Genomic DNA, 13,445 nt, shown 5'->3' with positions numbered 1-13,445 from the left:
TCGCTTCAGCAGAGGCCTCCCCCTCGCGTCCGCGACCCGACCAAGCCGGTCACATGCGGCGACTCGGGGCGCGGGCGTGAGGGGGAGGCCGGTGAGCGTGCAGCGATTCGGCGAAGGCGGAGAATCGCGGTCGTGCCCGCTCCTACCAGGGAAACTACGGGCCGGTATCGGGAACGTAGGCGAGGCGTCCGTCGGCAGCCGGGCGCAGCAAGCGCAGCGGTTGCTCGGATTGCTGAAGGACGGATTGGTAGAGCTCGTACAGCGCCCGCCCGAGATACGTGCGGCTGTGGTCGTAGTGGCGGTCTTCGCCGTGCCAGCGCAGGCATTGGTTGAGCACCGCGCTCCAGCGCTCGGCCAGCGCATAGGACGGCTGCCCGTCGCGCAGGCGGTTCAGGATCGACCCGATCTCCGTTTTCGCCTCGCCGCCGTAGTCCTGGATGAAACAACTCATGACCCAAGCGATGTCTTCGAGCAGATCGGCCTGACTGCGTTGTGGGACAGACATGGCGGGCTCCGGGATGTCGTGGAGTCTCATGACAATACAACCTCGTCTCTGCGATTGAGACAGAGCAGGATCTGCGCAAAGCGAAAAATTTCGCCTCAGCCGAGGCAGCCTCCTCGCGTCCGCGACCCGACCAAGCCGGTCACATGCGGCGACTCGGGGCGCGGGCGTGAGGGGGATGCCGGTGCCATCGCAGCAACTTGGCGAATGGAAAGAATCGCGGTCAGGCCCGCTCCCACTAATTCGGACAAGCACGCCTCAGCCGAGGCAGCCTCCTCGCGTCCGCGACCCGACCAAGCCGGTCACATGCGGCGACTCGGGGCGCGGGCGTGAGGGGGATGCCGGCGAGATGGCGCGACCCTCACCCCGGCCCTCTCCCGGAGGGAGAGGGAGAACTGCAGCGCGCTATCAGTACGTGGCGAAAGTGGGATGCCGTCGAGATGGCGCGACCCTCACCCCGGCCTTCTCCCGGAGGGAGAGGGAGAACTGCAGCGCGCTATCAGCACGTGGCGAAAGTGGGATGCCGGCGAGATGGCGCGACCCTCACCCCGGCCCTCTCTCGGAGGGAGAGGGAGACTTTCAGCGCGAAGCGAAAGGATCGACGGTGACGGTTTCGGCGTCGTCGCGGGCGCGGATCATCGCGGCGGCGTAGTCGTAGGCCGAGCGGGACATGCCGTCCATGTCCTGGCGCGAGATGCCGGGCTGTTTTGGCGCGATGATCAGCGCGGCGATGACCTGGGCGGCGATCCAGTCGCGCAGTTCGATGGCGTCGGTGGTGATGCGGGGGGCGGTGGCGGACATGACGGGCCTCGGTGGGTGGGCGCGCCGGGAGGTTCTGCGCAGCTCAGGGTACGCGGGAACGGGTGAGGGTGGGATGCAAAGGACATCGCGGTCAGGCCCGCTCCCACGAGGCGCGCGTCAGTGGGCGGTGCCGACGATCGCCTTGAGCAGTGCGTTCACGCGCGGGCCGGCCTGCGGATCGTCGTAAGCGCCGGCGGTGACCACGACCACCAGGTCGAGCTCGGGCACCACGAAAATGCGCTGGCCGCCGTTGCCAAACGCCGAGATCCACCGGACATGGCGGCCCTGCCACTCGGCCGTGCCCAGCCACCACTGATAGCTGTAGTCGAAATCCGCGACGCGCGTGTGGATGTGCGGCTGCACGGTCGCGTCGATCCAGTCGGCAGGCACCACCTGCCGGCCCCGCCACTGCCCGCGATTGAGCAGCAACTGCCCGAGCTTGGCCATGTCGCGCGGACGCAACCGCAGACCCGCAAACGGCATCGGCTCGCCGTGCAGATCGTTCGTCCATTCCCAGTCGCGGATGCCGAGCGGCGCGAACAGCGCCTCATCGGCGAACTGCGGGTACGGCATTTTCGTCGTGCGCGCGACGATGTCCGCAAGCACCGTCGTGCCGCCGCTGTTGTAGTTCCACTGCTCGCCGGGCGCCTGCGCAATCGGTCGATCGAGCGCGTAGCGCGTGCGCGGCGATTTCCAGTAGAGATAGTGCTCGTCGTCGTGCCCCGGCTCGCCTTCGCGCCACTGCAGGCCGTTGCTCATCGTCAGCAGGTGCGCGAGCGTGATGCGACGACGATCGGGCGTCGCGAGATCGGCGTACTCGGGGTAATAGTCGAGCACCGGCGTGTCCAGCGCGCCGATCGCACCGCGCGCCTGCGCGATGCCGACCAGCAAGCCGATCACCGATTTGCCGACCGAGCGCGTGTCGTGACGGACCGTCGGGCCGAAGTGCGCCCGATGCGGAAACGGGCTGTAGACCGTGCGGTCGTTGCCGTCGCGGTAGCGTTCGACGACGAGCTTGCCGTGGCGCACGATGAGGATCGCGTGCAGATGGGTCGTGTCGTTGAGGGTCGCGGCGACCAGGGCGTCAAGGCGCGGCGCATCGAAACCGGCGGCGGTTGCCGATTCCGTTTGCCAGCCATCACCGGCGGGCGTGGGCTCCGGTGTGGCTGCGCAAGAAGCAAGCAGCAACAATCCAGACATCGCCACGCCCCGCAAAAACACGATCAATTCTGGCCGTGGCATTTCTTGTATTTTTTGCCGCTGCCGCAGGGGCACAGCGCGTTGCGGTCGGGCGTGTCGGACTTGCGGACCGGTTCGCGCGGCGTGAGTTCGGCGATGCGGAACTCGTGCAGGTCCGCGAGCATGCCCGGAAGGCTGGCGACGATTTCCAGGCGCTCGCGGTAGCTGACTTTGCCGACCGGGTCGGCGGCATTTTCCGGTACGACTTCGCCGGTCGCGAGCTGTTCGAGCAGGGCGAAGATCTCGTCGATCCAATCGGCCTTGTCCAGCCACGCGTCCCAGGCATCGCCGCGCAGTTCGACGCCGCGGAAGAAACCGAAGGCCCAGTCGCGGCCGATATCGAGATCATCGGGCTGGTCGCCCTCGGGATCTTCGGGCAGCCACAGCAACGGCGACAGGTGTTCGGGCAGGTCTTCGCCCTGGCGCGCACGCGCGACGCAGGCATTCCAGTGACCGAGCAGCAAGGTCTCGATTTCGGTCGCTTCGGCCGGCGATTCCCAGCGCGGCGGCTTCGGGCCCCAGACGGCGGGCTGCCATTCGCTGGCCGGAATATCCTGACCCGGACTCACGGCGAGCGCGGACAGATAACCGTCGAGGGCTTCGAGATTGAAGCCCTGGAACGGCACGGCGCGCTGGTCGAGCAGGTCACCGAGGCGGTCGATCTGGGCGTCGCTGAGATAGGCGGGAGCGGTCATGGGAGAGGCCTGGATGTTTTGGCCATTCTCCCACAGGCGAGCGTTTCCGATGCGGGCCTACTTCTTCGGCGCGTAGATCGCGTTGAGGCGATCAGGCGTGCCGGCGACGCGTTCGAGGTGCGGATACTTCAGACCGCCGCGATAGTCGATGACGATTGTCTCGATATGGTCGAGGTTGTTCACCAGCAAGGTGATCGGCGTGCCCTTGGCCTGGTTGTCCTTGATCGCCTGCGTCAGCGCCTCGCCATTGGCCGCCATGCCATTGACCGCGACCAGTGTCATCGACGACGCCAGGCCGGCTTTGAATGCCGGGCTGTCCCACAACACGCTGCCGATCTTCATGTCCTTGTTGGACACGCTCAGGCCCAGCGAATAGGTGTAGTCGGATGAGCCGCGATCGCCGCCCTCGGTGACGCTGTTGGGCTTGTCGGTGTAGACGAGCCTCCAGCCGCCGCGCGCAAGACCGTTGAGCGGCGCGCCCGGGCCGTGACCGTCGAGGCGCTCGCGCAGGAAGGTCGCCCAGTCGTAGGGCTGCACGCCATTGAGCGTGGCCACGACGGTGTCGAAGGTGTAGGTCAGCGGCGCGACGCGGCCGTTTTCGACGCCGAAGAACGCGCGCGCGAAATCGTCGAGCGACTTCTTGCCGCCGCTGAGCTCGCGGATCAGCGTGTCGGCATCGAGCCAGACCAGCTGGCCTTCGGAGTAATAGTCCTCGCCCCGCTGCCAGCTCGTCCACGGCTGCGGCGCACGCTGGCTCATGATCGGCTGCATGGTGGTGTCTTCGAGATCGCGCCAGGCGCGACCTTCGCGATGATCGTACGAGGCGGCGGTCAGCGCGAGGTAGTCGCGCGTCTGCTCGGCCGACAGCAGGCCCGAGCGCGCAGCGAGCACGTAGCCCCAGTACTGCGTCTGGCCTTCGTACACCCACAGCAGGCTGTCCTGCATGGGCACGTTGAAATGCGGCGTGGCCAGGTCGGCGCCGCGGCGGAACTTGCCGTTCCACGAATGCGTGTATTCGTGCGGCAGCAGATCCTTGCCGCGGTAGCGCTTGGCATCGCTGAGGTATTCGATGTCGCCGCTGTTTTCCGACGACTGGTGATGCTCCAGGCCGATGCCGCTGAAGCGGCCGGTCAGCGCGAGCAGGAAGTCGTAATGCGCGTAATGCTGCGCGCCGTAGAGTTTGTAGGCCTGCTGCACCAGCGCGCGGTGTTTCTCGATGACGCCGGCCGCCGGCTCCAGTGCCTGCGCGGTGTCGGCGACGACGTTCAGATGCACGGGCACCTTGCCGCCCGGATCCAGATCCCAGCGCTGGAAATACTTGCCGGCGAACAGCGGCGAGTCGACCAGGGTTTCGAGCGAGGTGTTCTTGAACTGCGTGGTCGCGCCGGACTGCGAGGCGATTTCCAGGGCGCTGCCGAATTTCCAGCCGGTCGGCAAGGTCACGCTCGGCGCGACCTCGATGCGCGTGGCGTAGTGGCCCGACGGATACAGCACGACCGCGTTCCACTGCAGGCCGACGATCTCCGGCGTCATGACCACGCGGCCCTGGCTGCGGTCGAGCGGCGACAGGAACTGGAAGTCGACATTCAGGCTGCTCACGCCCTCGGGTACGGTCAGGTTGATCGTGTAGACATCGAGGGGATCGCGCTTCCAACCGATCTGCTTGCCGTTCGCGGTGACGATCACACCGGCGATCTTGTCGATGGGGCCCGACGGCGAATGATTGCCCGGCAGCCATTCGGGATAGTGCAGGCTCAGCGCGCCGGCGCTGACCGGAATTTCTTCGTGCACGCGGATGATGCGGCGGTGCAGGTCGGTCGCATCCACCGCAAGCTTGATCGTGCCCGGATAGGGCGTGTCGAGCGGGGCGGGCTTTTCGGCGTGCGCGGCAGAGGCGAACGCGAGAGCGATGATGGCGGCAAGCGGCGTGCGACGGAGCATAGACATCAGGGACAGTCCCGGGTCGGTGAAGCGCCCGATTGTGTCACGGGTGTTTCAGCGGCAAATAGGACAGAAGTTGGGGGCGGAACTGTGACGGGCGTTGTGAACGCTCAGATCACGGCCCGGCATCCAGCGCGTCGAACTCCGGCTCGCTCAGCGCGATGAAGGCCCAGAACGGTGCACCGCGCTGCGCCCATTCCTGGCTCGCGGCCTGCAGCACTTCCATCGCGGCCTTGAAGTCGGCGCGCGCATGCTCGCGCAGGTCGTCGCTGTGTTCGATGAGCAGGACCAGGCCCTTGGTGTCGGCCATGCGCAGGTCGCCGAGCACGTCGGCGAGCGCATCCCAGTTGTTGCCAAAGTATTGCGGAAGCTCAAGTACCGAAGAGAGCTTGGTAAGCAGCCCTGGTTTGTCGCGTACTCCCGCCAAGTCCACCCGCAGACAAGGAAAGCGATTTACCGCCGCCGCCTCGTGCAATTCGTCGATGTCGTCGTCGGGCAGGAAATACACGCCGGCGTCATGGACCTGGGTGAGCAGGCCGTCGAACCACAGCACGCTCATGGCTGGCCTCCGATCGGGCGAAAGGTTTCGTAGTGGTCGTCGGTGTAATAGAAGACGTCCGGGGGCTGCCCACCGGTGATGATGCGGCGCGGTCCGCGATGATTCAGGCCGGGCGTGGGCACGGTGTATTCGTGGTAGTAGCCGCGTTCTTTCGGCGGCAGTCGGTGTTCGAAATTGCCGAAGACGATGCCGTCGCGCTCGTACGGAAACGGCCCGCCGCGCTGGATGAGCTGCAAGGTCGTGTGGGCTTCGGGCGGCAGGCCGTCGTCTGCCGCGGCAACGGGCGCGGGATCGTTCTGCGTCGCGGCAGTCGGTGCGGGATGAAAAGCCTGACCCTGCCAGGCGACGATCAGCTTCCAGCCGATGAACAGCGCGAGCACGACGATCAGCCAACGGTTGCGGGTCATGGGGCGTCTCGCCAAGGGTGGCGCGAATCATACCGCGCCTAGAACAGCTGGCCTTGCGGGCTGGGCGTGCGCGGTGGCTGGAATTGCGTGGTGTCGAGTTCGATGCCGCGGCGTTCGGCGTACCCGTGCCGGCGCAAGGCCGCGCGGAAGCGCGTGCGTATCAGATCGGCGAACACGCCCTCGCCTTTCATGCGCGAGCCAAAGCGCGCGTCGTTGTCCTTGCCATTGCGCATCTGCCGGATGAGGCTGATGACGTGCTCGGCGCGGTCGGGTACCTGCGTGCGCAGCCAGTCGTCGAACAGGTCCTTGAGCTCGTAGGGCAGGCGCACGACCGTGTAACCAGCGACGGGCGCCCCCGCCGCCGCCGCGCGCTCGAGAATTTCCTCGAGGTAGACATCGGTCAGCGCCGGAATGATCGGCGCCACCATGACGCCGCAGGGCACGCCGGCGGCATTGAGCGCCGCGATGGCTTCCAGGCGCCGGTGCGGCGCACTCGCACGCGGTTCGAGGCGGCTCGACAACCGATTGTCGAGCGAGGTCACCGAGACGAAGGCATGCACGAGCTTTTTCCGGGCGAGCTCGACGAGCAGATCGAGATCGCGCTCGACGAGCGCGTTCTTGGTGATGATCGTGCACGGTTGCCCGGTCTCGAGAAACACTTCCAGCAGCTGGCGCGTGATGCGGTAGCGCCGCTCGATCGGCTGGTAGGGGTCGGTGTTCGCACCCATATTGATCGGCGTGCAGACGTAACCGGGCTTGGCGAGCTCGACCCGCAGCTGTTCGGCGGCATTGGTCTTGGCGAAAAGTTTGGTTTCGAAATCCAGTCCCGGCGACAGGTTCAGATACGAATGCGTCGGGCGCGCGTAACAATACGCGCAGCCATGTTCGCAACCGCGATAGGCATTGATCGAGGCATCGAAAGGCACGTCCGGCGACTGGTTGGAGCTGATGATGCGACGCGCGCGTTCTTCGGTGACCTCGGTGCGCGGCGGCGGAATCGGCTCGCCGTCGCGGTACCAGCCGTCGTCGAAGTCCTGGCGCGTCTGGGTCTCGAAACGGCCTTCGGGATTGAGCGCGGCACCGCGACCCTTGAGGCGCGGCGGAGGGAAGGTGGAGCGGGTCATGGACGCAGACTAGCGGGGCGAGGTCGCGCGGGCTGAGACGGAAGCGTCATGATCGGCGCTTGCCCGGCGCATCGCGTTAATCTTTCGCGATGAAAAAGCCCGCCGTCCTCGCCGACCCCTGCCCCTGTGGCCACGAACTGTCCTATGCCGACTGCTGCGGACGCTGGCATGCCGGTGCCGCCGCCCCGGATGCACCGACGTTGATGCGCTCGCGCTACAGCGCCTACGTACGCGGCCTCACCGAGTATCTGAGCGCGACCTGGCACATCTCGACGCGACCAGCCCAGCTCACCTTGACCGATATCGCGGCGACGCGCTGGCTGGGCCTGGAAATTCGCGGCGGGCATACGCAGGACCTGGACCACGCCGTCGTGGAGTTTGTTGCGCGCTATCGCGTCGGCGGTGCGTCCGCGCAACGGCTGCACGAAATCAGTCGCTTCCTGCGCGAAGACGGCCGCTGGTACTACCTGGATGGCGACATACGCGAGTAAGCGAGGCGTCACCAGCGCAACACTGAATCACGGTGGTGGCGCTTGGGGTGGATCGGAAACGGACCCAAGAGGGAGACACCGTTTCCGGAGAAACCGCCATGACCACGCACAGCCCGCTGTTCCAGCCCCTGCCCCACGCCGCCCTGAGCTTGCGCAACCGTATCGCGATGGCCCCGATGACGCGCTCGCGCGCGCTCGGCAATGTGCCCGGCGAATTGCATCGCACCTATTACGGTCAACGCGCCGGCGCCGGCCTGGTCATCACCGAAGGCACCTCGCCGTCGGCCGACGGCCTGGGCTATGCCCGCATTCCCGGCCTCTACACCCAGGCGCAGGCCGACGGCTGGCGCGATGTCGCCACCGCCGCGCACGCCGGCGGCGCCAAGCTTGTCGTGCAGCTCATGCACACCGGCCGCATCGGCCACGCGCTGAACCTGCCCGAAGGCGCCGAATTGATCGCCCCGTCGGCGGTCGCGGCCGCAGGCCAGATGTGGACCGACAGCGCCGGCATGCAGAATCATCCCGTGCCCAAGGCGATGGACGCCGACGATCTGGCGCGCGTGCGCGGCGATTTCGTGCAGGCTGCGCAGTTGGCGATCGCCGCGGGTCTGGACGGCGTCGAATTGCATGCCGCCAATGGCTATCTGCTGGGCCAGTTCCTCAATCCGCGCAGCAATGTGCGCACCGACGCGTACGGCGGCTCGGCGGAGAACCGTCACCGCTTCGTGCTCGAGGTCGTCGATGCGGTCGTCGCAGCGATCGGTGCCGATCGCGTCGGTATCCGTCTGTCGCCGTTCAATCCGTTCAACGATCTCGCAGCGAACTTCGACGGCGAGGAAGAAGAATTCCTCGCGCTCGTACAGGCCCTGTCGACGCGCAAGCTCGGCTACCTGCATCTGATCGCGACGCCGGGCGCGGTGCCGCCCGCCGTCGTGCGCAAGGTGCGCCAGGCCTTCGACGGCGCGCTGATCCTCGCCGGCGACTACAACCGGGCACGCGCCGAAGCCGATCTCGCCTCGGGCCTGGCGGACATCATCGCCTTCGGCCGCCCGTTCATCGCCAACCCGGACCTGCCGCAACGCCTGCTCGACGACGCCGAACTCACCGCTTTCGATCCAGCGACCCTCTACACGCCGGGCGCCGCGGGCTATTCCGACTATCCAACCCTGTCGGAAGCCGTTGCCGCCTAAGTGACGATTGTGGTGGGACCATGAATCTCACCGTCGCACCCGCGCCCCCAGCGCCGGCGGGTACCTGCGTGCCGGTTCGGGGGTACATCCTGTACCCACTCACCGTCGTCGGCCATCCCTGGCCGACTCACACAGGTATCCCACCGTCACTGGGAGCGCTCTGACATCGCGATGCCGTGTTGCGAAGATCCAAAGCGTCTCTCGCATGTTTTGAAAACATCGCAGAGCATCCCCGACCCATCTGGAATGATGTGAGCAGGCCAGGGATGGCCTGCGACGGTTCGTGAAGGGCAGGATGCCCGACCCGAACCGGCACCGTCATTCCGGGTGGGTCGGGGATGCGGCTGCGGAAGCGAGATTCGCCAATGAACAATGATCAAAGCGATGTCGCAAGGGCATCGAAGCCATGTCCGTCTACGCCCATCGCCTTCGCGGCCACCTTACGAGAGGTGGCGCGTTGTACCAGACTGTGCGGTATGGCCTCGCGGGACAGTGTTTCCTGACTAACGGCATTGTCGCGAAGGCCCCGGCATCGGCAAACTGCACGCATTCGCTGATTCGAGACTGCCCATGAGCGCCCCCCGCGCGCCGCTGCCGACCCCCTGGCGTGTTTTTTCGCTGTGCCTGTTGGTGCTGTTTTTCGCCGCGCCCGTGCTGGCGATGGACAAACCCGATCTCGCGCGCCTGTACGAAAATTCCGCGCACGATCCCAACCAGCCGCCGGTCATTCTCATCCACGGCCTCATGGGCTCGACCCTCGTCGACGCGACCACGCGCAAGGAATACTGGCCCGGCGGTCTGGGCGCGCTCGCGTTCAGTGACTACCGCAGCCTCGTGCAGATGGCCGATGCCGAGGACGGCAACGACAACCTCGTGCCCGGCGATCTGGTCTACGGCATCGCCGGCGTCGACTTTTATTCCGCGCTCGTCGACAGCCTCGAAAAAGTCGGCAACTTCCATCGCGGCGTGCCCGGCCAGCCCGCCGGCACCGGCGATGCACGCCGCCACTACTACGTCTTCCTGTACGACTGGCGCAAAGACAACATCGAAGCGGTGCGCCAGCTGCATGCGCTGATCGAGCAGATCCGCATCGACTACAACGACCCCAAGCTGCGCGTGGACATCATCGCGCACAGCAATGGCGGCCTGATCGCGAACTACTACCTGCGCTACGGCCCCACCGACGTGCTCGAGCAGCCCGAGTTCACGCCTTGGGACGAAGGCGACCAGCGCATCCGTCGCCTGGTCATGCTCGGCACGCCGAGTCTGGGCTCGGTGCGCAGCGTCGAACGCCTGCTCTACGGCATGCGCATCGGCCTGCGTACGATTCCGGTCGAAGTCATGGCTTCGCTCGCGACACCGTTCCAGTCGCTGCCGCATCCGGCCGTGCAGTCGATCGTCGACGTCAATGGCAATCCTGTCGCGCTCGACATCTACGACCCGGAGATGTGGAAGGCGCGGCATTGGTCGGTGTATTCGCCGGAGGTGATGACGCGCGTGCGTTCGTCGGGCGATACGATCGCCGCCGGCGATGCCGCGGTCGCGCGTCTGCAGAGCCTGTTCGTGCAGCACCTGCATCGCGCGCAGCGTTTCGAACTCGCCCTGACCGCGCGCTTCCGGCGCAGTGCGGTCGAGATCGCCGTGTTCGGCGGTGACTGCCGCCTGACCTCGGCGCGCGGTCTGCTGGTGCAGGACGCGAGCGGATCGCGGGTGATTTTCCGTCCCGCCGAAAACGGACCGAGCCGGATCACCGAGCCGGGCAAGAAACCCAGCAAAGCCGACCGCATCGACTACGAGCGCCTGCTCGCCGATCCGGGCGATGGTCTGGTCACGCGTTCCTCGCAAGTTGGACGTCTGCCGCTGCAGCCGGGCCAGACCCGTTCGGACGCTGCCGCCTTGCCGGTCGCACAGACCTTCTTCCTGTGCGAAGCCCACGACCAGCTCACCAACAACACCTACTTCCAGAACAACCTGCTGTACTTCCTGCTCAGTCGCTGAGGCGTTCGCGTTTCGCCACCAGCAACCCCTCGGCTTGGGCGTTTCGAGTCGCCGCACGTTACCGGCTTGGTCGAAACGCCCAAGCCGAGGAGTTGCTGGCTCTGCTGCGGTGGGAATCGGCGACTCGAAACGCCTACGCCTGGGGGTCGCTGGCTCAGCGAAAACCCCATCCGCATGGCCGGATGTAGGGCTTCGCCGTAGAATGGCGCCATGAAGGACCTGCGCAACCTGCTCATCGACTGCCGGATCGAACTGCGCAAGGCGCAGCGCGACTTCCACAAGACCGAGCTGTGCGATCGCCTGGACGTCGCCATCCAGGATCTGGCCGGCGTCCGCGCGCCGGATCCGGCCGCGCCCAAGGTCGCGGAAAAGACCCCCGAGGCGACTGCCGCTGCCGCCGTCGAGTCGTTTCACGAGGCCCTGCCGACCGGCGAAAAAGCCCAGACCGCCAACCAGGTCGCGCTCGCCTGGCAGGCCGCCGCACGCGACCTCAAGTTCACCGATCTGCCGCTGTACGAAGCGCTGAGCAAGAAGGTCATGACCAAGCTCGGTACCAAGACCGTGCTCGACCAGACCACCGAATTGCGCGAGCTCGAACAATCTCTCGCGGCGCAGAAAGAGCAATTCGAGACCCTGGCAGGAGCCAAGCAGGCGATCGTCGCCCAGCGCGACACCCTGCTCGGCGCGCTCGCGACGGCGGTGCCGCAACTCAATGACGGCGGCGATCCGATCGCGGTCGCACTCGCGCGTCTGGAGTTGCTCAAGTCGCAAAGCACGAAAGCCGTCGCCGCCGGCGTCGCCCAGGTCGTTGAAGCCGAGAGTCACGTGCCGACCCAGCAATTGCTCGAGCAGGTGTCCGCCGGCGCGCGGCCGCTGACCCGCGACCAGCGCGAGTGGTGCATCGGCGAGGCCATGGTCACCAGCGGTTTCCAGTACACGCCCGTGGAGCTCATCGAGCAGGGCGATGCCTACCTGGCCAAACTCATCCTGGATGCCCGTCGCGGCTGAGCCCGACCGCTCACGTCCGATGGTGTAGGGTTTCACCCACCCCTGCGAGGAGCCCCCGATGCGTCGTCTGATCCCCGCCCTGCTGTGTCTGTGCATGCTGTGGTTGAGCGCCTGTGCGATCCGTCCGAGCGAACTGTCGATGCGCCAGGCGATCAGCACGCATGTCGCCGCCGCGGAGGACTATCCGATGCGCTTCATGAAGGCAGACAACTTCCGCTTCCGCGATCTGCAGCGCGTGCCCGACGACGACCGCACGATTTACAGCGTGCACGCCGATTTCGATTTCATCTACACCGCCAACGGCCCCGAAATCGTCGCTGCGCTGAAGGAAGACGCGCGCGCGGCGCAGGAAAAAGACAAACGCCGCGCCGACACCGTGCTGGAGAAGATCGCACTCGCTGCGACCAATGCCCTGCAAAGCCACGACACCGAACAGCGCTTCGAATCGGTGAAGATCGGCGACAAGGACTCCTACCAGGGCGACTTCCGTTTCGTGCGCAACGACGACGGCAGCTGGCGGGTCGAGAGTGCCAGCTACCGCTGACGCGCCGGTCCTGGTGCTGCTGCCATCGCGGGATTTCGATCCCAGCGAAGTGGCGGTGCCGTGGCGCGTGCTCGGCGCCGCCGGTCGTCGTCTGGTGTTCGCCACGCCCGACGCGCGCGTCGCACAGGCCGACGATCTGATGCTCAGCGGCGAAGGCCTCGATCCCTGGGGCTGGATCCCGGGCCTGAAAAAACTGCGTCTGATCGGCCTGAGCCTGCGCGCCAACCGGGCCGCGCGCCGCGCCTATGCGCAGATGCAGAGCGCGCCGGAATTCCTCCAGCCGATCTCGCACGCCGACGCGCTCGCGCTCGGCCCCGGTGCGTTCGCCGGTCTGCTGCTGCCCGGTGGCCATCGCGCCCGCGGCATGCGCGACTACCTGGAAAGCCCGACGGTGCAGCAAATCGCTGCTGCCTTTTTCGACCAGGACAAACCGGTGGCCGCGATCTGCCACGGCGTCCTCGTGCTGGCCCGCACGCGCTCGCCCGCGACCGGCCGCTCGGTTCTGCACGGCCGCCGCACGACGGCCCTGACCTGGACCCTGGAAAAGAAGGCCTGGGACCTGACCCGTTTTTTCGCGCGCTTCTGGGACGGCGACTACTATCGGACGTATCGCGAAACGGCGGCGCAACCGGCCGGCTATATGAGCGTGCAAGCCGAAGTCGCCCGCGCGCTCGCACGGCCGGACGATTTCTGCGATGTGCCCGCGGACGCGCCGCAGCATTTCCGGCAGGCCAGCGGCCTGTTCCGCGATTCCGAAGCAGACGATCGCGCCGCTTTCATCGTCCGCGACGGCCACTACGTCTCCGCGCGCTGGCCCGGCGATGTGCATGCGTTCGCGCGCGCTTTCGTCGGCATTCTTTCATCCAATTCCAAATAGCCCGATCACCAACGCGAGACTTTTCGCGGGCGTACCTCGCCGGCTGAAGCCTCCTTGTCTTCGCGACCC

14 protein-coding genes are annotated in these 13,445 nt (G+C 66.4%); 6 read left to right on the top strand and 8 right to left on the bottom strand.

The features are described 5' to 3' along the window. Window positions 1-154: 154 nt before the first annotated feature. From G467_RS0110430 to G467_RS0110395, 8 genes are all read right to left on the bottom strand, one after another. Window positions 155-505: a hypothetical protein gene (locus G467_RS0110430; protein ID WP_022969686.1), complete on the bottom strand. Its 351-nt coding sequence runs from the start codon at window positions 503-505 to the stop codon at window positions 155-157. Between the two features lie 576 nt (window positions 506-1,081). Then, window positions 1,082-1,303 (bottom strand): hypothetical protein, encoded by a 222-nt coding sequence (locus tag G467_RS0110425; RefSeq protein WP_022969685.1) that lies wholly within the window; start codon window positions 1,301-1,303, stop codon window positions 1,082-1,084. A 117-nt stretch (window positions 1,304-1,420) separates the two neighbouring features. Further along, window positions 1,421-2,503 carry a serine hydrolase domain-containing protein gene (locus G467_RS16330; protein WP_033397737.1) on the bottom strand — a complete coding sequence of 361 codons (1,083 nt, stop codon included), beginning with the start codon at window positions 2,501-2,503 and terminating at the stop codon, window positions 1,421-1,423. 23 nt (window positions 2,504-2,526) lie between these two features. After that, on the bottom strand, window positions 2,527-3,237 hold the full coding sequence (locus G467_RS0110415) for a UPF0149 family protein (protein ID WP_022969683.1): 711 nt from the start codon (window positions 3,235-3,237) through the stop codon (window positions 2,527-2,529). 57 nt (window positions 3,238-3,294) lie between these two features. Beyond that, window positions 3,295-5,184 (bottom strand): M61 family metallopeptidase, encoded by a 1,890-nt coding sequence (locus G467_RS0110410; RefSeq protein ID WP_022969682.1) that lies wholly within the window; start codon window positions 5,182-5,184, stop codon window positions 3,295-3,297. A gap of 109 nt (window positions 5,185-5,293) precedes the next feature. After that, entirely contained in the window at window positions 5,294-5,737 is a 444-nt protein-coding gene (locus tag G467_RS0110405; protein WP_022969681.1) for a barstar family protein, read from the bottom strand. Next, complete coding sequence (locus G467_RS0110400) at window positions 5,734-6,144, bottom strand: guanyl-specific ribonuclease (protein WP_022969680.1); 411 nt, start codon at window positions 6,142-6,144, stop codon at window positions 5,734-5,736. The genes G467_RS0110405 and G467_RS0110400 overlap by 4 nt, the downstream gene beginning before the upstream one ends. 38 nt (window positions 6,145-6,182) lie before the next feature. Then, the gene (locus G467_RS0110395; protein WP_022969679.1) at window positions 6,183-7,268 is read right to left on the bottom strand and encodes a PA0069 family radical SAM protein; all 1,086 of its coding nucleotides are present in this window, start codon (window positions 7,266-7,268) and stop codon (window positions 6,183-6,185) included. A gap of 89 nt (window positions 7,269-7,357) precedes the next feature. Between G467_RS0110395 and G467_RS0110390 the strand changes: the two genes are divergently transcribed. From G467_RS0110390 to G467_RS0110365, 6 genes are all read left to right on the top strand, one after another. Continuing rightward, window positions 7,358-7,759, top strand: coding sequence for a YchJ family protein (locus tag G467_RS0110390; RefSeq protein ID WP_022969678.1), 402 nt, complete (start codon window positions 7,358-7,360; stop codon window positions 7,757-7,759). A 98-nt stretch (window positions 7,760-7,857) separates the two neighbouring features. Next, window positions 7,858-8,949 (top strand): alkene reductase, encoded by a 1,092-nt coding sequence (locus tag G467_RS0110385; RefSeq protein WP_022969677.1) that lies wholly within the window; start codon window positions 7,858-7,860, stop codon window positions 8,947-8,949. Window positions 8,950-9,519: 570 nt separating this feature from the next. After that, on the top strand, window positions 9,520-10,947 hold the full coding sequence (locus G467_RS0110380) for a lipase/acyltransferase domain-containing protein (protein ID WP_022969676.1): 1,428 nt from the start codon (window positions 9,520-9,522) through the stop codon (window positions 10,945-10,947). Window positions 10,948-11,157: 210 nt separating this feature from the next. Continuing rightward, window positions 11,158-11,955, top strand: coding sequence for a hypothetical protein (locus G467_RS0110375; protein ID WP_022969675.1), 798 nt, complete (start codon window positions 11,158-11,160; stop codon window positions 11,953-11,955). A 58-nt stretch (window positions 11,956-12,013) separates the two neighbouring features. Beyond that, the gene (locus G467_RS0110370; RefSeq protein WP_022969674.1) at window positions 12,014-12,499 is read left to right on the top strand and encodes a hypothetical protein; all 486 of its coding nucleotides are present in this window, start codon (window positions 12,014-12,016) and stop codon (window positions 12,497-12,499) included. Beyond that, a complete protein-coding gene (locus G467_RS0110365) occupies window positions 12,483-13,376 on the top strand; it encodes a type 1 glutamine amidotransferase domain-containing protein (RefSeq protein WP_022969673.1) in 894 nt (297 codons plus the stop codon). The genes G467_RS0110370 and G467_RS0110365 overlap by 17 nt, the downstream gene beginning before the upstream one ends. Window positions 13,377-13,445 lie beyond the last annotated feature (69 nt).

Origin of the sequence: Arenimonas oryziterrae DSM 21050 = YC6267, assembly GCF_000420545.1 — a bacterium.
In the GTDB taxonomy this organism is placed as follows: domain Bacteria; phylum Pseudomonadota; class Gammaproteobacteria; order Xanthomonadales; family Xanthomonadaceae; genus Arenimonas; species Arenimonas oryziterrae.
The sequence above is the reverse complement of the archived record's forward strand: the minus strand, read 5'-3'. Positions and strand labels throughout refer to the sequence as shown.